Origin of the sequence: Burkholderia sp. MSMB1498 (assembly GCF_001526245.1) — a bacterium.
In the GTDB taxonomy this organism is placed as follows: Bacteria; Pseudomonadota; Gammaproteobacteria; order Burkholderiales; family Burkholderiaceae; genus Burkholderia; species Burkholderia savannae.
In genome coordinates, this window is sequence record NZ_LOYJ01000101.1 from 159,261 (window position 1) to 179,210 (window position 19,950).

The window sequence follows — 19,950 nt, forward strand, 5'->3', positions numbered from 1 at the left end:
GCGATTGCGTGATCGCGGTAGTCGGCCTTTCGGATAAGCGATATCGGCCCAGTTATGAAGCCGCTGCGTACATGCAGCAAAACGGCAATCGGATCGTGCCCGTCAATTCGCTCCTCGCTGCAACGACGGTGCGCGGCGAGCCCGTCCATGCGTCGCTCGCCGACGCGCGCGCGGCGCAAGGCGTCGAGATCGGCATGGTCGGCGTGTTCCGCAAGTCCGCGGACGTGCCGCCCGTCGCCGATGCGGCGATCGAGATCGCCGCGCGTTCGGTCTGGCTGCAACTCGGCGTCGTGCACGGCGCGGATGCAGGGAAAGCGCGGGCGGCGGGGCTCGACTTCGTTGCTGATCGCTGCGTGAAGATCGAGCATCGGCGGCTCTTCGCATAGCCGCGCGCCGCGCGATTCGGGGCGCGAGCCGCGAGCCGCATGCGCGCGGCCGCGGCGCGTCATCGCGGCTTCGGCTCATCCGTGCATGCTAGGCGCGTTCGCACGCAACCTCGCGTGCTGCGGCGCAATGCCGCCGCCGCACGCGCTTCTCTCGTCGCGCATCCGTCGCGACCTCGCGGCTACGGCTACTTGAGCCACTTGTCCGAAATCGCCTGAAGCTCGCCCGTCTCGCGCGCGAGGTGCAGCCACTGATCGACGTACTGCTGGAACACGACGTCGCCGCGCGGCACCATGTACGCCTTCTCGCCGAACTGGAACGGCTTGTCCGGATGCACCGAGCAAAGGCCCGGATTCAGTTTTTGCTGCAGCAGCGTCTCGGACGCGTCCGTGACCATCACGTCGGCGTTGCCCGCGAGGATCTGCTTGAAGATCGTCACGTTGTCCGGGAAGACGGTGATCTTCGCGCGCGTGAAATGCTGCTTCGCAAAACGCTCGTTCGTGCCGCCCGGGTTCACGATCACGCGCGTCTGCGGCTCGTCGATCTGCGCGATCGTCTGGTAGCGCGCGGCGTCCGCGCAGCGCACGATCGGCGTCTTGCCGTCGGTCACGTACGGCTGCGTGAAGAAAGCGCGCTTCTGACGCTCGAGCGTCGTCGAGATGCCGCCCACCGCGATGTCGCACTTCGCGACGAAATCGTTCGTGAGCGTCGGCCAGGCGGTCTTCACGAATTCCGTCTTCACGCCGAGCGATTTCGCGAGCGATGCCGCCATGTCGATGTCGATCCCTTCGAATGCGCCGTCCTCGCGCCGGTACGTATAGGGCTTGTAGTCGCCCGTCGTGCAGATGCGCAGTGTGCCGCGCGCGAGCACGTCGTCGAGCCGCGACGCGGGGGCGGCGGGCTGCGGCGCCGTTTGCGCATGGGCGAAGCCCGCCCAGCAGGCGAGCGCGAGCAACGTCTTGTTCATCGTGTCTCCTCGATACGGACGGCTGGTTGGAACGCCGGATCATAACGGAGCGGCGGCGAGCGTCATATGGCCGCGAACGCCGAGCGAAGCGCCGCGTCCGGTAAAATGCCGCTTTGCGTTCCCGCTTCGTCGCATTCATCGTGGCCCAGACTCTCATCAACGACACCTTCCTGCGCGCGCTCCTGCGCGAGCCGACCGACTACACGCCGATCTGGCTGATGCGCCAGGCGGGCCGCTATCTGCCCGAATACAACGCGACGCGCGCCCGCGCGGGCAGCTTCCTCGGGCTCGCGAAGCAGCCCGATTACGCGACCGAAGTCACGCTGCAGCCGCTCGAGCGCTTCCCGCTCGACGCCGCGATCCTGTTCTCCGACATCCTGACGATCCCCGATGCGATGGGGCTCGGCCTCGATTTCGCCGCGGGCGAAGGGCCGAAGTTCGCGCGTCCGGTGCGCACCGAGGCCGACGTGGCGAGGCTCGCGGTGCCGGACATCGGCGCGACGCTCGGCTACGTGACCGACGCGGTGCGCGAGATCCGCCGCGCGCTCACGGACGGCGAGGGCCGCCAGCGCGTGCCGCTGATCGGCTTCTCCGGCAGCCCGTGGACGCTCGCGTGCTACATGGTCGAAGGCGGCGGCTCGGACGATTTCCGCACGGTGAAGTCGATGGCGTACGCGCGCCCCGACCTGATGCACCGGATTCTCGACGTCAACGCGCAGGCGGTGGCCGCGTATCTGAACGCGCAGATCGAAGCGGGCGCGCAGGCCGTGATGATCTTCGACACATGGGGCGGCGCGCTCGCCGACGGCGCGTACCAGCGCTTCTCGCTCGACTACGTCCGGCGCGTCGTCTCGCAGCTCAAACGCGAGCACGACGGCGCGCGCGTGCCGGCGATCGCGTTCACGAAGGGCGGCGGGCTCTGGCTCGAGGACATCGCGGCGACGGGCGTCGACGCGGTCGGGCTCGACTGGACGGTCAACCTCGGCCGCGCGCGCGAGCGCGTCGCGGGGCGCGTCGCCCTGCAAGGCAACCTCGATCCGACGATCCTCTTCGCTCCGCCCGAGACGATCCGCGCCGAAGCGCGCGCGGTGCTCGACAGCTACGGCAATCACCCGGGCCATGTGTTCAACCTCGGTCACGGCATCTCGCAGTTCACGCCGCCCGAGCATGTCGCGGAACTCGTCGACGAAGTGCATCGCCATAGCCGCGCGATCCGTAGCGGATCAGAATCGTGATCGCAAGCGGCCCGATGCTGCGGCGCGGTGGGGCGAGTTTGCGCAAACGCGGCTAAACAGGGCGCAAGCGCCCGTCCGATGGCGTTCTCATGCTTGTCAAGACTTGACTTATGCACATTTCCCTCGTTGCAGCGCGGTAGAGGGCTATATCGACGAACGGGCCGCGCTATGACGCCGGAAATTGGATAGCAGCCTTGCGGGATAAGGCTTCCCGGCCGGCCCGCCGTATCGCGAAAAAGCAGTGGATCGCCGTGCGCAGCGGCTTTTCGCGGCCCTCGAGGGCGAGTTCTCAACAAAGTTATCCACAGGATCGGCGGACGCGCCGCGATTCTTAATGAGAATCCAAAACTTAGCGCCGAAAGTGATGTTTCACTTTAACTTCGCGGGCGTCGCGGATGCCTGGCCTGCCGCGCATGGCGGCATTCGGCGGTGCCGCACCGATGGCTGACGCGTTCGTGCGCGTCGCGCTCGACCATCCGCTGCCGACGCTGTTCGACTACCGCTATCGCGCCGACGCCCCGGCCGTGCCGGGGATGCTCGTGCAAGTGCCGTTCGGCCGCCGCAGCGCGGTCGGGCTCGTCTGCGAAGTGACCGCTCACACGGATGTGCCGGCCGGCAAGCTGAAGGCCGTCGACGCCGTGTGCGCTGAGTTGCCGCCGCTGTCGCGGCAATGGCTCGATCTCGCCGCGTTCGCGGCCGACTATTACCAGCGCGGACTGGGCGAGGTCGCGCTGCCCGCGCTGCCGCAGGCGCTGCGCGACGTGCCGCGCTGGGGGCGCCTGCTCGCGCCCGAATTGCGCTACCGGTTGCTCGACGCCGGGCGCACGGCGCTGCCGGACGCGCTGCCCGCGCGCGGCGCCGCGCTGCGCCGGCTCGCGCAGGCGCTCGCCGATGCGCCCGCGCTGTCGCTCGCCGAGGTTCGCGCGCTGCATCCGAAGGCTGCTGCGGTGCTGGACGACTGGCAGGCGCAAGGATGGGCCGCGTGCGACGAAATTGCGATCACGGACGCTGGCGCGCAGCGTGTGGATAACCCGGCGATCCCAGCCGAGCGGCGCGCGGTCGCGACGCCGCCGCAACTGACCGACCAGCAGGCCGAAGCGCTCGACGCGATCGCGTCGGCGGACGGCTTCGCGCCGTTCCTGCTGCACGGCGTGACGGGCAGCGGCAAGACCGAGGTGTATCTGCGCGCGCTCGCCGCGCTGCTCGACCGGCGGCCCGATGCGCAGGCGCTCGTCCTCGTGCCCGAGATCAACCTGACGCCGCAGTTCGAGGCGGCGTTTCGCGCGCGCTTCGCGGCGACGCTGCCCGCCGACGCGATCGTCACGCTGCACAGCGGCCTCGCCGAGGGCGAGCGCGCGCGCCATTGGCTCGCCGCGCATACCGGCCGCGCGCGGATCGTGCTCGGCACGCGGCTCGCGGTGCTCGCGTCGCTGCCGGCGCTCGCGATGATCGTCGTCGACGAAGAGCACGAGCCCGCTTACAAGCAGCAGGAAGGGTTGCGCTATTCGGCGCGCGATCTGGCCGTCTGGCGCGCGAAGCAGCTCGCGATTCCGGTCGTGCTCGGCTCGGCGACGCCGTCGCTCGAAACCTGGTGGCAGGCCGAGCAGGGCCGCTACAAGCGGCTCACGCTGACGAAGCGCGCGGTCGCCGACGCGGCGCTGCCCACGGTGCGGCTCGTCGATCTCGAAGAGGAGCGGCGGCGCGGCCGCGCGTCGATGGGCGGGCTGTCCGGGCCGCTCGTCGCCGCGCTGAAGGCGCGTCTCGAGCGCGGCGAGCAGAGCCTCGTGTTCCTGAACCGGCGCGGCTATGCGCCCGCGCTCGCGTGCGACGCGTGCGGCTGGGTGGCCGGCTGCCCGCGTTGCAGCGCGTACGTCGTGATGCACAAGCCCGAGCACGCGGTGCGCTGCCACCACTGCGGCTGGGAGGCGCGGATTCCGCGGTCGTGCCCGGAATGCGGCAACGTCGACATCGCGCCGCTCGGCCGCGGCACGCAGCGCGTCGAGGAGACGCTCGCGCTCGCGGTGCCGGGCGCGCGAATTTTGCGCATCGACGCCGACAGCACGCGCCGCAAGGGCAGCGCGCAGGCGCTCTTCTCCGACGTGCATGCGGGCGAAGTCGACATCCTCGTCGGCACGCAAATGATCGCGAAGGGGCACGATTTCCAGCGGGTGTCGCTCGTCGGCGTGCTGAACGCCGACACCGCGCTTTTCTCGCACGATTTCCGCGCGAGCGAGCGGCTGTTCGCGCAACTCATGCAGGTGAGCGGCCGCGCGGGGCGCGCGGGGCTGGCGGGCGAGGTGCTGATCCAGACGCGCTACCCGCGTCACGCGCTTTATCACGCGCTCGCGCGGCAAGATTACGTCGGGTTTGCGAGCTCGACGCTCGGCGAGCGGCGCGACGCGCATCTGCCGCCGTTCGTCTATCAGGCGCTGCTGCGCGCCGAGGGGCGCACGCTCGATGCGGCGCTGGCGTTTTTACAGCAGGCGGCCGACGCGTTTTCGACGCTGCCGGGCGCGGACCGCGTGACCGTCTACGACGCCGTGCCGATGACGATCGTCAAGGTGGCGAACGTCCATCGCGCGCAACTGCTGATCGAGAGCGCGTCGCGCGCGGTGCTTCAGCACACGCTGCGCGCTTGGCAGCCGTTGCTGCGCGAGCTGAAAGGCGTGCTGCGCTGGAGCGTCGAAGTCGATCCGCTCGACATCTGACGGCGCGTCATTCGTGCGCTTGGCGCAGCCCGGCGAGCGGCGCGTCGCGCTTGCTTTTCCTCGTGCCGTGCGTGCAGCCTAGCGCCTGAAAGAACACCGCCGACGCGCGGTGCACGAAGACGATCGCGCCCGCGATCCACGCGGCGAGCACGATGCCGATCACTACCCATCCGTCCATCCACTTTCTCCTTCGCGTCCGCGGGCAGCGGGTGCGCGTGAATCCGATATCACGCCAGATTGCCACGGAAAGCGAGCCAGTAAAACTGACAGGATCAGGGAAAATACCGATCGATCAAAGTGGTGCGCGCGCCGCGGATTTTCAGCTAATTCATTGATAACAAAGGAATTTGTGCGGGTGCAACCAGGTGTGCGATATGGTTGCACCTTTTTATTGGGTGTCTTAGGATTTTGCGATCTTTTAAAGTCCTTGGCCGGCATCGGGTCGGCGCTAGAAGAAAATCATGGCAAGCACCACACTGGGCGTCAAAGTCGACGATCTGCTCCGCTCGCGTCTGAAGGACGCGGCGTCGCGCCTCGAGCGCACTCCTCACTGGCTGATCAAGCAGGCGATCTTCGCTTATCTCGAGCGGATCGAGCACGGGCAGCTGCCGCCGGAGCTCTCCGGTCACACGGGCGCGGCCGATCTGTCCGACGGCCACGCCGACGGCGACGATGACGGCGCGCCGCATCCGTTCCTCGAATTCGCGCAGAACGTGCAGCCGCAGTCGGTGCTGCGCGCGGCGATCACGGCCGCGTACCGGCGTCCGGAGCCCGAATGCGTGCCGTTCCTGATCGGCGAGGCGCGGCTGCCGGCGAGCCTCGCGTCGGATGTCCAGTCGATGGCCGCGGGCCTCGTCGAGGCGCTGCGCGAGAAGAGCTCGGGCGGCGGCGTCGAAGGGCTGATCCACGAATTCTCGCTGTCGAGCCAGGAAGGCGTCGCGCTGATGTGCCTCGCCGAGGCGCTGCTGCGCATCCCCGACCGCGCGACGCGCGACGCCCTGATCCGCGACAAGATCAGCAAGGGCGACTGGCGCTCGCATGTCGGCCACGCGCCGTCCCTGTTCGTCAACGCGGCCACCTGGGGCCTGATGATCACGGGCAAGCTCGTCACGACGAACAGCGAAGCCGGCCTCTCATCGGCGCTCACGCGCCTGATCGGCAAGGGCGGCGAGCCGCTGATCAGGAAGGGCGTCGACATGGCGATGCGCCTGATGGGCGAGCAGTTCGTCACGGGCGAGACGATTTCCGAAGCGCTCGCGAACAGCCGCAAGTTCGAGGCGCGCGGCTTCCGCTACTCGTACGACATGCTCGGCGAGGCGGCGACCACCGAAGAGGACGCGCTGCGCTACTACGCGTCGTACGAACAGGCGATCCACGCGATCGGCAAGGCGGCCGGCGGCCGCGGCATCTACGAGGGCCCGGGCATCTCGATCAAGCTGTCGGCGCTGCATGCGCGCTACTCGCGCTCGCAGCAGGAGCGCACGATGAGCGAGCTGCTGCCGCGCGTGCGCTCGCTCGCGCTGCTCGCGCGCCGCTACGACATCGGCCTGAACATCGACGCCGAGGAGGCGGACCGGCTCGAGCTGTCGCTCGATCTGCTCGAGGCGCTGTGCTTCGATTCGGAGCTCGCCGGCTGGAACGGCATCGGCTTCGTCGTTCAGGCGTACCAGAAGCGCTGCCCGTTCGTGATCGATTATCTCGTCGACCTCGCGCGCCGCAGCCGCCATCGCCTGATGATCCGCCTCGTGAAGGGCGCGTACTGGGATTCCGAGATCAAGCGCGCGCAAGTGGACGGCCTCGAAGGCTATCCGGTCTACACGCGCAAGATCTACACCGACGTGTCGTACCTCGCGTGCGCGAAGAAGCTGCTCGCGGCGCCCGACGCCGTCTATCCGCAGTTCGCGACGCACAACGCGTACACGCTCGCCGCGATCTATCACCTCGCGGGCCAGAACTACTACCCCGGCCAGTACGAATTCCAGTGTCTGCACGGGATGGGCGAGCCGCTTTACGAGGAAGTCACCGGCCGCGACAAGCTGAACCGCCCGTGCCGCGTGTACGCGCCCGTCGGCACGCACGAGACGCTGCTCGCCTACCTCGTGCGCCGCCTGCTCGAGAACGGCGCGAACACGTCGTTCGTGAACCGCATCGCCGACAAGACGGTGTCGGTGAAGGAGCTCGTCGCCGATCCGGTCGAGGAAGCCGGGAAAGTCGTGCCGCTCGGCGCGCCGCACGCGAAGATCCCGCTGCCGCGCGAGCTGTACGGCGCCGCGCGCCTCAATTCGATGGGCCTCGATCTGTCGAACGAGCATCGGCTCGCGTCGCTGTCGTCGGCGCTGCTCGCGAGCGCGCATCATCCGTGGCGCGCCGCGCCGATGCTCACCGACGAAGCGCTCGCGCACGCCGCGCCGCGCGACGTGCGCAATCCGGCCGATCTGCGCGACGTCGTGGGCACGGTCAGCGAGGCGACGCCCGAGCAGGTGAGCGCGGCGCTCGCGCACGCGGTCGCGGCCGCGCCGATCTGGCAGGCGACGCCCGTGGACGCGCGCGCCGACTGCCTCGCGCGCGCGGCCGACCTGCTCGAAGCGCAGATGCACACGCTGATGGGCCTGATCGTGCGCGAGGCGGGCAAGTCGCTGCCGAACGCGATCGCCGAAATCCGCGAGGCGGTCGATTTCCTGCGCTACTACTCGGCGCAGATCCGCGACGAGTTCTCGAACGATACGCACCGTCCGCTCGGCCCCGTCGTCTGCATCAGCCCGTGGAACTTCCCGCTCGCGATCTTCATGGGCCAGGTGGCCGCCGCCCTGGCGGCCGGCAACACGGTGCTCGCGAAGCCCGCCGAGCAGACGCCGCTGATCGCCGCGCAGGCGGTGCGCCTGCTGCGCGACGCCGGCGTGCCGGCGGGCGCGGTGCAGCTCCTGCCCGGCAACGGCGAGACGGTGGGCGCGGCGCTCGTCGCCGATCCGCGCACGCGCGCGGTGATGTTCACCGGCTCGACCGAAGTCGCGCGCCTCATCAACAAGACGCTGTCGTCGCGCCTCGATCCGGACGGCAAGCCGATTCCGCTGATCGCCGAGACGGGCGGCCAGAACGCGATGATCGTCGATTCGTCGGCGCTCGCGGAGCAGGTCGTCGCCGACGTGATGCAGTCGTCGTTCGACTCGGCCGGCCAACGCTGTTCGGCGCTGCGCGTTCTGTGTCTGCAGGACGACGTCGCGGATCGCACGCTGACGATGCTCAAGGGCGCGATGCAGGAGCTCGCGCTCGGCAACCCGGATCGCCTGTCGGCGGACGTCGGCCCGGTGATCGACGCCGACGCGAAGCGCACGATCGACGCGCACGTCGCGGCGATGAAGGACAAGGGCCACGCGGTCACGCAGCTCGCGATGCCGGAAGCCTGCGCGCAAGGCACGTTCGTGCCGCCGACGATCATCGAGATCAGCAACGTCGACGAGCTGAAGCGCGAAGTGTTCGGCCCGGTGCTGCACGTCGTCCGCTATCGCCGCAGCGGCCTCGACAAGCTGCTCGAGCAGATCCGCGCGACGGGCTACGGCCTCACGCTCGGCATCCACACGCGGATCGACGAGACGATCGCGCACGTGATCTCGCGCGCGCACGTCGGCAACATCTACGTGAACCGCAACGTGATCGGCGCGGTGGTCGGCGTGCAGCCGTTCGGCGGCGAAGGGCTGTCGGGCACGGGGCCGAAGGCGGGCGGCGCGCTGTATCTGCAGCGCCTCCTCGCGACGCGCCCGGCGGGGCTGCCGAGGTCGCTCGAGGCGTCGCTCGTCGCCGATGCGCCGCAGGACGGCGAGACGCGCGATAATCCGTCCGCCGCGCTGACCGCGCTGCGCGACTGGCTGCTCGAGCAGCGCGAGCCGGCGCTCGCCGCGCGCTGCGACGGCTATCTGGCGCACGTGCTGGCCGGTGCGACCGCGGTGCTCGCGGGGCCGACAGGCGAACGCAATACGTATACACTCGGCGCGCGCGGCACCGTGCTGTGCATCGCGGCGACGCCGAGCGGCGCGCGCGCGCAGTTCGCGGCGGTGCTCGCGACCGGCAACCGCGCGTTGTTCGCGGGCGCGGCGGGCGAGGCGCTCGCCGCGGCGCTGCCGGCGTCGCTGAAGGCGCATGCGGGCGTGAGGAAGCAGGCGGACGCGGCGTTCGACGCGGCGCTGTTCGAAGGCGACAGCGACGAGCTGCTCGCGCTCGTGAAGGAGGTTGCGCAGCGCCCCGGGCCGATCGTATCGGTGCAAGGCGTGGCGGCGGGCGCGTTCGAGAACGGCGACGACGAAGATTACGCGCTCGAGCGGCTTCTCACCGAACGCTCGGTGAGCGTGAACACCGCGGCGGCAGGCGGCAATGCGAATTTGATGACGATTGGCTGAGCAATCCTTGCCCTTCGCCTCATGAAACGGAAGCGGCAAGGCGAACCCGAAGTCGCTCCATTTACCCTGGTACTAGGAGAAGATATGCAACACACGATGAAAAAGCTGGCAGGCGCGACGTTCGTCGCGGTCATGTCGCTCGCGGGGACGGCGCACGCGGATGACGTCAAGATCGGCTTCGCGGCGCCGATGACGGGCGCGCAGGCGCACTACGGCAAGGATATGCAGAACGGCATCGTGCTCGCGATCGAGGACTTCAATGCGACGAAGCCCACGATCGGCGGCAAGCCGGTGAAGTTCGTGCTCGACATGCAGGACGACCAGGCCGACCCGCGCACCGGCACGACGGTTGCGCAGAAGCTCGTCGACGACGGCATCAAGGGCATGCTTGGCCACTTCAACTCGGGCACGACGATCCCGGCCTCGCGCATCTACGCGAACGCGGGCATCCCGCAGATCGCGATGGCAACCGCGCCCGAGTACACGACGCAGGGCTACAAGACGACCTTCCGGATGATGACGTCCGACACGCAGCAGGGCTCGGTCGCGGGCGCGTTCGCGGTGAAGGATCTCGGCATGAAGAAGATCGCGATCGTCGACGATCGCACCGCGTACGGCCAGGGTCTCGCCGACCAGTTCGAGAAGGCGGCGAAGGCGGCGGGCGCGACGATCGTCGATCGCGAATTCACGAACGACAAGGCTGTCGACTTCAAGGCGATCCTGACGAAGCTGAAGGCGTCGAAGCCGGATCTCGTCTACTACGGCGGCGCGGATTCGCAGGCCGCGCCGATGGCCAAGCAGATGAAGTCGCTCGGCGTCGCGGCGCCGCTGATGGGCGGCGAAATGGTGCACACGCCGACGTTCCTGAAAATCGCGGGCGACGCGGCCGAAGGCTCGATCGCTTCGCTCGCCGGCCTGCCGCTCGACGAAATGCCCGGCGGCAAGTCGTACGCGGACAAGTACAAGAAGCGCTTCGGCGAAGACGTGCAGACGTACTCGCCGTACGCTTACGACGGCGCGATGGCGATGTTCAACGCGATGAAGAAGGCAAATTCGACCGATCCGGCGAAGTACCTGCCGCTGCTCGCGAAGACCGACATGGCGGGCGTCACGTCGACGCACATCGCGTACGACACGAAGGGCGACCTGCGCAACGGCGGCATCACGATGTACAAGGTCGAGAAGGGCGAGTGGAAGCCGCTCAAGAGCATCGGCGGCAAGTAAGCGCCGTGCGGCGTGACGCGGGCGTCGCCTAGCGGCGTTCGCGGCGCGCATCGATGTGGATCACGACGGGCCCCGAGGCTGCGCAAGCGGACTCGGGGCTTCGTTTTTTCCGGACGCACGGGCGGCGAAGAAGACGGCGCAGACGGTGCGCCGCAGTCGCGTCACGCGCCGCGTGCGCGCAGCAGGTACTTCTGCAGCTTGCCCGTCGGCGTGCGCGGCAGGCGCTCGGCGAACACGTATTCGCGCGGGATCTTGTAGGCGGCGAGGCGTGTTTCGCAGAACGCGCGCAGCGCGTCGGCATCGACCGCGCCTTCGGCGCCGCTCGTGCCGCCGGCCGCGCGCAGCACGACGTGCGCGACCACGGTTTCGCCCCATTCCGGATGCGCGCGACCGATCACGGCCGCCTCCGCGACGGCCGGATGCGCGGTCAGCACGTCCTCGACTTCCTTCGAATAGACGTTCTCGCCGCCCGTCACGATCATGTCCTTGATCCGGTCGACGACGAACAGATAGCCGTCGTCGTCGATGCGCGCGACGTCGCCGCTGCGATACCAGCCGTCGTCCGCGAACGCGGCGCGCGTCGCGTCGGGGGCGTCGAGATAGCCGAGCATCATGCTGTCCGCGCGCAGCAGGATTTCGCCGATCTCGCCTGGCCGCGCGTCGCCGCCCGACGCGGTCACGACCCGCACGTCGACGCCCGGCGTGCCCCGACGGCCGATCGAACCGGCCTTCATGGTCTGCTCGAACGGGTACAGCACGGTGCCGGCGGGCCCCGTCTCGGTCATTCCGTACACCTGATAGAACGCCTCGTTGCGGTACGCATGCATCAATCGGCGCGCGAGCTCCGCGCCGATCGGCCCGCCGCCGTACAGCCAGGCGCGCATGCTCGTCAGGTCGAACGACGCGAAATCGGCGATCGTATCGAGCGGCAGCGTGTACGACACGGGCGCGCCGAAGTACAGCGTCGCCTGCTCGGCTTCGACCGTCTGAAGAAAGCGCAGCGGATGATAGTCGCGCATCAGCACGACGGTGCCGCCCACGTAGAGCGTGCCGCCGAACCAGTTGTTGAGCGGCGACGCGTGCCAGATCGGCATCGCCGTCAGCGTGCGCTCGCGCTCGGTCATCGACAGCGCGAGCGCGCTCGTCGCGGCGGCGAGCGCGACCGTCCGGTGGCTGTGCATGCAGCCCTTCGGGCGTCCCGTCGTGCCGGACGTGTAGAGGATCTCGGCGAGCGCGGTGTCGTCGGGCGTGCCGGACGCGATGCCGGCCGCATCCGCGACGAGGCGGTCGAACGGCGCGGCGCCGTTCGCCTCGCCCTCGGTCGCGAGACGTTGCGCGCCGTGCTCGACCTTCGCGAGCACGGGCGCGAGCGCGGCGTCGAACAGCACCGCGCGGCTCGCGCTGTGACCGAGGATGTAGTCGACTTCCGGCGCCTGCAGCTTGTGGTTGATCGGCACGACGGCCGCACCGATGCGCCACGCGCCGAAGAGCAGATCGAAGAACGCGGGCGTGTTGAAGCACATCGCGGCGACGCGCTCGCCCGGCGCGATGCCGAGCGCGGCGAGCACCTCGGCCGCGCGCCGCGAGCGCCGCTGCATGTGCCGGTACGTGATCGTCGCGCCGTCGTAGCGCAGGAACGGTTTGTCGGGCGTCGCGCGCGCGGCGCGATCGAGTGCGGCAATCAGGTTCATCGCTTCGGGCTCCGTTCGTTCTGCGGGCGATCGTTCGGGCGGATGCGGCGCGACATGCGGCGGTCGGCTTCGGGCGAGGCGCCGCATGTCGCGCCGTGCCGGCGGAGCCGGCTGGGCCTAATGCCGGCGCGGCGTAGTGCGCGCCGCGCACGGTCGCACGGTTGCACGGTCACAGGCTCACAGGCTCACAGGCTCACAGGCTCACACACTCACACACTCACACACTCACACACTCACGCGGCGTATGCGCGTTGCAGCAGCGCGGCGACGTCCACGCGGCGCGAATCGAGCGCGCCGGTCACGCGGCCCCAGGCCGGCTCGCCGAAGCGAGTCGCGATGAAGCCGTCGCTGACGAAGGCGGGCGCCACGTCGAGCAGGAGACACGCCTGCGCGACGAGCGCGATGCGTTGCGCGAGCACGCGGCCGAGCGCTTCGAGCGCGTCGGGCGGCGTGCCGAGCAGCGCGCGCAGCGCGTCGAGCTCCGCGCGAATCCGCGCATCGCGGCCGCCGAGCGCGTGCAGCTCGTCGACGAGCACGTGCGCCGCGTCGGGCTCGCGCGCGATCGCGCGCATCACGTCGAGGCACATCACGTTGCCCGAGCCTTCCCAGATCGAATTGACGGGCGCCTCGCGGAACAGCCGCGCGATCGGGCCGTCGTCGACATAGCCGTTGCCGCCGAATACTTCCATCACTTCGCCCGCGGCCTCGACCGCACGCTTGCAGACCCAGAATTTCGCGGCCGGCGTGACGATGCGCGTCCACGCGTGCTCGTCGCGCTCGAACGCCTGCGCGAGCCGCATCGCGAGCGCGAGCGCCGCTTCGCTTTCGAGCGCGAGATCGGCGAGCACCGCGCGCATCAGCGGCTGCTCGGCGAGCGCGCGGCCGAACGCGTGACGCTGCCGCGTGTACGCGATCGCCTGCACGAGCCCCTGGCGCAGGATCGCCGCGCTGCCGAGCACGCAGTTCAGGCGCGTGTAGGTCGCCATTTCGATGATCGTCGGAATGCCGCGGCCTTCCTCGCCGAGCATCACGCCCCACGCGTCGCCGAGCTCGATCTCGCTGCTCGAGTTGCTGCGGTTGCCGACCTTGTTCTTCAGGCGCTGGATCAGCACCGCGTTCTTCGTGCCGTCCGGCCGCCAGCGCGGCACGTAGAAGCACGACGGGCCGCCCGATTCGGTGCGCGCGACGACAAGGTGCGCATCGCACATCGGCGCGGAGAAGAACCATTTGTGGCCGCGCAGCAGATAGTCGCCGCCGCGGCCGCCCGCGCCGACGGGCACCGCGATCGTCGTGTTCGCGCGCACATCCGAGCCGCCCTGCTTTTCGGTCATCCCCATGCCGATCAAGATCGACTGCTTCGCGTCGATCGGCACGTCGCGGGGGTCGTGGACGTCGCTGTAGAGCTTGTCTTTCAATTGCGCCCACAGCGCGGGCTCTTTCCGGAGGACCGGGATGCTCGCCTGCGTCATCGTCGCCGGACACAGCGTGCCCGCCTCGATCTGGCCGTGCAGATAGAAGCCCGCCGCGTTCGCCGCCCAGCGGCCCGCGCGCGATTCGCGCAACGCAAGCGAGATCAGGCCCTGCTCGCGATAGAGGCCGAGGAGCGCGTGCCAGCTCGGGTGGAAATCGACGCGGTCGATCCGGCGGCCGCGGCGATCGAACGCGTTCAGCTCCGGAGCGTGGCGGTTCGCGTCCTCGGCCTGTTGCGCGGTGTCGCGCGCGCCGAGCCGCGCGCCGTATGCGCCGAGCCGCGGCGCGGCCCACGACGCGCCCGCGCGTTCGAGCATTTCACCCAGCGCGGCGTCGGTCGCGAAGAGGTTATAGTCGGTCAATTCGTCGAACTGGTTGCTCACCTCGTGGGTCGACCAGGCCATGATGGGCGTCTCCGTGTTGTTGTTCGGCTCGATCAGGTTAGCAAAGATGACTTCGCGACATGTTCAGGTTTCCGCGCCCGACGAGCGGTCGATCGCTCAGCCGCAGCCGGCCTTGCGCCGCCGTCCGCGGCAGCGTCGCGCGCACGCGAGCTCGGAGGCGCTGCAGCAGGCGTTTGTTCAGGTTTTGCTCGAGCGCGGCTACGCGAAGGCGACGATCCGCGAGATCGCCGCGGTTGCAGGCGTGAGCGTCGGCACGTTCTACGAGTATTTCGGCGACAAGGAGAGTCTCGCCGCGCTCACGATCCATCATTACGTGAAGACGATCGCGACGCGGATGCGGGGCGTCGTCGATACGCGGCGCGGCGCGCGCCGCCGGGCGATCGCGGCCGCGCTCGTCGACGCGCAGATCGATGCGCTCGAGCAGGACGCGCGGGTGTGGGCCGCGATGTTCACGCTCGAGCGCAAGGTCTCGCCGATCGACGCGTATCGCCGGCATTACGACGACTACGTCGCGCTGTGGCGCGATGCGCTCGCCGGCGCGAGCGATGCGCCGGCTGAAGCGCGGCTCGGCGTGGCGGCGCGCGTCGTGCATGCGCTGTGCTACGGGTGGGTGTCGCAGTCGCTGCTCACGCAAGGGGCGGATGTCGACGTCGCGCAGTTGCGCGGCGAGCTGCATCGGGCGGTGGACGCGTATCTCGCGGCCGAGGCCGATGACGAGGCGGCGGGGTAGGCGGCTGCCGGATGAGCGGGATGTGTTGCCGATGCCGCTCCGACGAGCGGCATCGGGCGTGGTGCGCGGCGGCGGGCGATTGGGCGATTTCGGCGGGTTTTGCGAAGTCTCTCGCTGGGTGAATGTTTGCCTCGATCTGCGAATTTCCCGGTTGTTTTGTTGCGCTGTCTGTCGTTCAACTTCCGGGCCATTGAACCGTCGGGCTGCTGGATGGCCGAGCGGCTGAATGGACAATCCGCCGACCTGCCGACCTGCTGACCTGCTGACCTGCTGACCTGCTGACCTGCTGACCTGCTGACCCGCCGATCCGCCGATCCGCCGATCCGCCGATCCGCCGATCCATCGATCCATCGATCCATCGATCCATCGATCCATCGATCCATCGATCCATCGATCCATCGAAAGTTTCGACCCTATTACCGAGACTGCTGCTCGCCAACCGCCCGCATCTTCCGCCCGAAGGCCCTCGGCGGCGCTCCGGCCGCACGGAGCAATCGAGCCGTTCCTCGCGTCCAGCCTCCGCCATCAATCCAATGCATGAGTTTTCGTCATGCCTTCCATGACGAACTTTCGATTGTCGCCGGATATTGGCTCGGGCCAAATCGGCACCGTTACCCCGCGCATCGGCAACGGCCGGCGCGCCTGTCCACGAAACGAGGAGGAGCCATGCAGAGCGCCGCCGCGCCCCGTTCGAAGCTGCACGACGTCGGCACGACGATCTTCACGGTCATCGGCCAGCTCGCCGCCGAGCACCAGGCGCTGAATCTGTCGCAGGGCGCGCCGAATTTCGCGCCCGATCCGGCGCTCGTCGAGCGCGTCGCGCGCGCGATGCGCGACGGACACAACCAGTACGCGCCGATGGCGGGCGTCGCCGCGCTGCGCGAGGCGCTCGCGGTCAAGACGGAGCGCCTGTACGGCGCGCGCTACGATCCGGAATCCGAAATTACCGTCGTCGCGAGCGCGAGCGAGGGGCTCTACGCGACGATCAGCGCGCTCGTGCATCCGGGCGACGAGGTGATCTACTTCGAGCCGTCGTTCGACAGCTACGCGCCGATCGTGCGCCTGCAGGGCGCAACGCCCGTCGCGATCAGTCTCTCGCCCGAGCGCTTTCGCGTGAACTGGGACGAAGTGGCCGCCAAAATCACGCCGCGCACACGGATGCTGATCGTCAACACGCCGCACAACCCGACCGCGACGATCTTCGGCGACGCCGACATCGCGTGCCTCGCGCAGCTCACCGAGGGCACCGACATCGTGATCCTGTCCGACGAGGTGTACGAACACGTCGTGTTCGACGGCGCGCGCCATCACAGCATGGCGCGTCATCGCGCGCTCGCCGAGCGCAGCGTGATCGTGTCGTCGTTCGGCAAGTCGTATCACGTGACGGGCTGGCGCGTCGGCTATTGCCTCGCGCCCGTCGAGCTCACGCGCGAGCTGCGCAAGGTGCACCAGTTCATGACGTTCGCGGCCGACACGCCGATGCAGCACGCGTTCGCCGACGCGCTCGCCGAGCCGTCGAGCTATCTCGAACTCGGCGCGTTCTACGAGCGCAAGCGCGACCTGCTCGTGCGCGAGCTTGCCGGCTCGCGTTTCGAGCTGCTGCCGAGCGAGGGCTCGTTCTTCATGCTCGCGCGCTTTCGGCATTTTTCCGGCGAGTCCGACGCCGATTTCGTGCTGCGCGCGATTCGCGACGCGCGCGTCGCGACGATCCCGCTGTCCGCGTTCTACGCGGACGGCGCGAACACCGGCTGCATCCGCCTCAGTTTTTCGAAGGACGACGCGACGCTGATCGAAGGCGCGCGCCGTCTGCGCAGCCTCTGACGCGCGCGGCGCGCGCGACCGGGCGAGACCCCGACCGGACAAGATCCCGACCTCAAGGAGAATCATCGATGAAACGACTGCAAATCTGGCTGGCGCTCGCATGCGCGTTGGGCGTCGTCGCGGGCTGCGGCGCGGCGCGCGCCGAGGCTTCGCAAACGCTGCGCTTCGGTCTCGAAGCGCAATACCCGCCGTTCGAATCGAAGGCGGCGAACGGCGAGCTGCAGGGCTTCGACATCGACGTCGGCAACGCCGTCTGCAAGGAGGCGAAGCTCGCGTGCAAGTGGGTCGAGACGTCGTTCGACGGGCTGATTCCCGCGCTGCAGGGGCGCAAGTTCGACGCGATCAACTCGGCGATGAACGCGACCGACCAGCGCCGTCAGGCGATCGACTTCACGACGGTGATCTACCGCGTGCCGACGCAGCTGATCGCGCGTGCGGACAGCGGCCTCGCGCCGGCGCCGGAATCGTTGAAGGGCAAGCGGATCGGCGTGTTGCAGGGCTCGATCCAGGAGGCGTACGCGAATGCGCACTGGGCGGGCTCGGGCGTGCGGATCGTCGCGTATCAGGACCAGAACCAGGCGTACGCGGATCTCACCGCGGGCCGCCTCGACGGCACGCTCGTGCTTGCGCCGGCGGGGCAGCGCGGGTTCCTGTCGCGGCCGGATGCGAAGGGTTTCGCGTTCGTCGGGCAGCCGGTGCGCGACGACAAGATTCTCGGCGGCGGCATCGCATTCGGGCTGCGCAAGGGCGACGATGCGCTGAAGACGCGCCTGAACGCCGCGATCGACAAGCTGAAAGCGGACGGCACCGTGAAGGCGCTCGGCCGGAAGTATTTCGGCGACATCGACATCTCGACGAAGTGACGGAGGCGGCGCGATGAGCGAGCGGGCGACGCGCGATTCGTCGGCCGGCGCGGATGCGATCGGTGCCGATGCGGCGGGCGATGGCAATGGCGATGGCGTTGCTGCCGGCGTCGCGCCGGATGTATCGATTACAGCTACAGCCGTTTCGTTATCCGATGCATGTCGAATCGGCGCGGCATCCAGCGCAAGCGCGGGCGCCGGCGTGAGCGGCGGGGCGCTGCGCGCAGCGGCAAGCGTTGCGATTGCCGCTGCCGCGGAGATGGCCGAAGCCGCTGAAGCCACCGAAGCCACCGAAGCCACCGAAACCACCGAAACCACCGAAACCACCGAAGCTGCCGCTCGCGCGCACGCGATCGAATCAGCGCTCGTCGACGAACTCGGCGCCGCGCTCGTCACGCGCTCGGCCGCGATCGAGCCGCGCTATTTCACCGCGTATGACGAAGCGCCCGGCGTCCGCCCGCTCGCGCTCGTGCGGCCGGCCTGCGTCGACGACGTGTCGCGCGCGCTCGCGCTTTGCACGCGGCTGCGGCAGCCGGTCGTGCCGCAGGGCGGCTTGACGGGGCTCGCGGGCGGCGGCGTCGCGCTCGGCGGCGAAGTCGTGCTCTCGATGGAGCGCTTCGCCGGAATCGAGGAGATCGACGCGGCGGCCGGCACGATGACCGTGCGCGCGGGCACGACGCTGCAAGCGGTTCAGGAAGCGGCGGACGCGGCGGGTTTCGCGTTCGGCGTCGATCTCGGCGCACGCGGCTCGTGCCAGATCGGCGGCATGCTCGCGACCAACGCGGGTGGCACGCGCGCGATCCGCTTCGGAATGATGCGCGAGCAGACGCTCGGCATCGAAGCCGTGCTGGCGGATGGGACGATCGTCACGTCGCTGAACAAGGTGCTGAAGAACAATGCCGGCTACGACGTGAAGCAGCTCTTCATCGGAAGCGAAGGCACGCTCGGCATCGTCACGCGCGCGGTGCTGAGGCTGCATCCGCCGCTCGCGCGGCACGCGACGGCGCTGTGTCGAGTGCCCGATTACGGCACGCTCGTGCGGCTCTGGCGCGACGTGCGCGCGGCGCTGCCGGGCGTCGTCAGCTTCGAGGCGATGTGGCCGGCGTTCTATCGCTACGTTGCCGAGAACACGCTGGGCTTGACCGCGCCGTTCGGCGCGGACGGCGATTTCGTCATCCTGATCGAATGCGCGGCGAGCGGCGCGCATGCCGACGCGCGCGACGCGCTCGAGCAATGCCTCGGCGCATGCTTCGACGCCGGCCTCGTGACCGATGCGGCGCTCGCCGCGTCGGAGCGGCAGGCGCGCGATATGTGGACGCTGCGCGAAGGGCTCGCGATCGATGCGCTGCCGCATCTGCTCAATTTCGACGTGAGCCTGCCGGTCGCGGAACTCGACGCGTTCGCCGAACGTTGCAACGCCGCGCTGCGCGCGCGTTGGCCGCATGCGGTGTGTCTGTGCTTCGGGCATGTCGGCGACGGCAACGTGCACGTCGGCGTGTCGCTCGCCGATCTGCCCGCGCATGGCGCGGATAGCGTCGAGCGCGCCGTCTACGGGGTCGTGCGTGAAATGGGCGGATCGATATCGGCCGAGCACGGGATCGGTGTGCACAAGCGGCCGTTTCTCGCGTATTCGCGCAGTGCGGCCGAGATCGGCGTGATGCGGGCGATGAAGGCCGCGCTCGATCCGCTCGGGATTCTGAATCCCGGGAAGGTGTTGTAGCGCGATCGGGGCAGGCGTTGCCCCGTGTGTGCGAGCGTCTTCCGCCTGAGGGCGCGGCGCTGGCCCGCGTTGCAGCCGATGGTGGGCGCCTTCGCGATCGTGATCGTCGTTGCGGGCGCAGCGATCTTTCGTATCATCGCTGCCGCACGCCGCACGCCGCACGCCGCACGCCGCACGCCGCACGCCGCACGCCGCACGCCAACCGCCAAAACGCCAAAACGCCAAAACGCCAAAACGCCAACCGCCAAAACGCCAACCGCCAAAACGCCAACCGCCAAAACGCCAAGTCACGCAGATCGAACGCAGCGAGCAGCGCGTGACAGGCCGAGCGTCACAACCGGA

Annotated in this window: 13 protein-coding genes; 9 read left to right on the plus strand and 4 right to left on the minus strand. The window is 69.0% G+C overall.

All coding sequences use genetic code 11. The features are described 5' to 3' along the window. The first annotated feature begins 71 nt into the window (after positions 1-71). Positions 72-386, plus strand: a complete 315-nt coding sequence (locus WS91_RS22290) for a CoA-binding protein (RefSeq protein ID WP_231752063.1) — start codon at positions 72-74, stop codon at positions 384-386. Between the two features lie 185 nt (positions 387-571). Here WS91_RS22290 and WS91_RS22295 read toward each other — a convergent pair whose 3' ends face one another. Next, positions 572-1,351 carry a transporter substrate-binding domain-containing protein gene (locus tag WS91_RS22295; protein ID WP_059671036.1) on the minus strand — a complete coding sequence of 260 codons (780 nt, stop codon included), beginning with the start codon at positions 1,349-1,351 and terminating at the stop codon, positions 572-574. A gap of 140 nt (positions 1,352-1,491) precedes the next feature. Between WS91_RS22295 and hemE the strand changes: the two genes are divergently transcribed. Beyond that, the gene (gene hemE / locus WS91_RS22300) at positions 1,492-2,586 is read left to right on the plus strand and encodes a uroporphyrinogen decarboxylase (RefSeq protein WP_038750181.1); all 1,095 of its coding nucleotides are present in this window, start codon (positions 1,492-1,494) and stop codon (positions 2,584-2,586) included. Between the two features lie 440 nt (positions 2,587-3,026). Beyond that, positions 3,027-5,294, plus strand: coding sequence for a primosomal protein N' (locus WS91_RS22305; RefSeq protein ID WP_059671109.1), 2,268 nt, complete (start codon positions 3,027-3,029; stop codon positions 5,292-5,294). Positions 5,295-5,301: 7 nt separating this feature from the next. Here WS91_RS22305 and WS91_RS34125 read toward each other — a convergent pair whose 3' ends face one another. After that, entirely contained in the window at positions 5,302-5,472 is a 171-nt protein-coding gene (locus WS91_RS34125; RefSeq protein WP_060821430.1) for a hypothetical protein, read from the minus strand. 283 nt (positions 5,473-5,755) lie between these two features. Here WS91_RS34125 and putA point away from each other — a divergent pair, with 283 nt between their 5' ends. Together putA and WS91_RS22315 are read left to right on the plus strand one after the other, a co-directional pair. Further along, positions 5,756-9,685, plus strand: a complete 3,930-nt coding sequence (putA, locus tag WS91_RS22310; RefSeq protein ID WP_059577969.1) for a trifunctional transcriptional regulator/proline dehydrogenase/L-glutamate gamma-semialdehyde dehydrogenase — start codon at positions 5,756-5,758, stop codon at positions 9,683-9,685. Positions 9,686-9,769: 84 nt separating this feature from the next. Beyond that, a complete protein-coding gene (locus WS91_RS22315) occupies positions 9,770-10,909 on the plus strand; it encodes a branched-chain amino acid ABC transporter substrate-binding protein (protein ID WP_038750192.1) in 1,140 nt (379 codons plus the stop codon). A gap of 161 nt (positions 10,910-11,070) precedes the next feature. Here WS91_RS22315 and WS91_RS22320 read toward each other — a convergent pair whose 3' ends face one another. Both WS91_RS22320 and WS91_RS22325 read right to left on the minus strand, forming a co-directional pair. Then, complete coding sequence (locus tag WS91_RS22320; protein ID WP_059671037.1) at positions 11,071-12,600, minus strand: class I adenylate-forming enzyme family protein; 1,530 nt, start codon at positions 12,598-12,600, stop codon at positions 11,071-11,073. A 233-nt stretch (positions 12,601-12,833) separates the two neighbouring features. Continuing rightward, the gene (locus WS91_RS22325) at positions 12,834-14,474 is read right to left on the minus strand and encodes an acyl-CoA dehydrogenase family protein (RefSeq protein ID WP_059671038.1); all 1,641 of its coding nucleotides are present in this window, start codon (positions 14,472-14,474) and stop codon (positions 12,834-12,836) included. A gap of 46 nt (positions 14,475-14,520) precedes the next feature. On the opposite strand from WS91_RS22325, the gene WS91_RS22330 reads away from it, so the two are divergent. The 4 genes from WS91_RS22330 (at position 14,521) to WS91_RS22345 (ending at position 19,608) form a co-directional block, all read left to right on the plus strand. After that, entirely contained in the window at positions 14,521-15,204 is a 684-nt protein-coding gene (locus WS91_RS22330; protein WP_059671110.1) for a TetR/AcrR family transcriptional regulator, read from the plus strand. A gap of 666 nt (positions 15,205-15,870) precedes the next feature. Continuing rightward, complete coding sequence (locus WS91_RS22335; RefSeq protein ID WP_059671039.1) at positions 15,871-17,025, plus strand: pyridoxal phosphate-dependent aminotransferase; 1,155 nt, start codon at positions 15,871-15,873, stop codon at positions 17,023-17,025. 68 nt (positions 17,026-17,093) lie between these two features. After that, positions 17,094-17,888, plus strand: a complete 795-nt coding sequence (locus tag WS91_RS22340; RefSeq protein ID WP_038750205.1) for an ABC transporter substrate-binding protein — start codon at positions 17,094-17,096, stop codon at positions 17,886-17,888. Between the two features lie 259 nt (positions 17,889-18,147). Next, the gene (locus WS91_RS22345; RefSeq protein WP_059671111.1) at positions 18,148-19,608 is read left to right on the plus strand and encodes an FAD-binding oxidoreductase; all 1,461 of its coding nucleotides are present in this window, start codon (positions 18,148-18,150) and stop codon (positions 19,606-19,608) included. Positions 19,609-19,950: the final 342 nt, after the last annotated feature.

Coding starts and splice junctions, on each gene's coding strand:
- WS91_RS22340 (WP_038750205.1), top strand. CDS start 17,094: ATGAAACGACTGCAAATCTGGCTGGCGCTCGCATGCGCGTTGGGCGTC.
- WS91_RS22330 (WP_059671110.1), top strand. CDS start 14,521: ATGACTTCGCGACATGTTCAGGTTTCCGCGCCCGACGAGCGGTCGATC.
- WS91_RS22325 (WP_059671038.1), bottom strand. CDS start 14,474: ATGGCCTGGTCGACCCACGAGGTGAGCAACCAGTTCGACGAATTGACC.
- putA (WP_059577969.1), top strand. CDS start 5,756: ATGGCAAGCACCACACTGGGCGTCAAAGTCGACGATCTGCTCCGCTCG.
- WS91_RS22315 (WP_038750192.1), top strand. CDS start 9,770: ATGCAACACACGATGAAAAAGCTGGCAGGCGCGACGTTCGTCGCGGTC.
- WS91_RS22335 (WP_059671039.1), top strand. CDS start 15,871: ATGCAGAGCGCCGCCGCGCCCCGTTCGAAGCTGCACGACGTCGGCACG.
- WS91_RS34125 (WP_060821430.1), bottom strand. CDS start 5,472: ATGGACGGATGGGTAGTGATCGGCATCGTGCTCGCCGCGTGGATCGCG.
- WS91_RS22320 (WP_059671037.1), bottom strand. CDS start 12,600: ATGAACCTGATTGCCGCACTCGATCGCGCCGCGCGCGCGACGCCCGAC.
- WS91_RS22305 (WP_059671109.1), top strand. CDS start 3,027: ATGGCTGACGCGTTCGTGCGCGTCGCGCTCGACCATCCGCTGCCGACG.
- WS91_RS22345 (WP_059671111.1), top strand. CDS start 18,148: ATGGCCGAAGCCGCTGAAGCCACCGAAGCCACCGAAGCCACCGAAACC.
- WS91_RS22290 (WP_231752063.1), top strand. CDS start 72: ATGCAGCAAAACGGCAATCGGATCGTGCCCGTCAATTCGCTCCTCGCT.
- WS91_RS22295 (WP_059671036.1), bottom strand. CDS start 1,351: ATGAACAAGACGTTGCTCGCGCTCGCCTGCTGGGCGGGCTTCGCCCAT.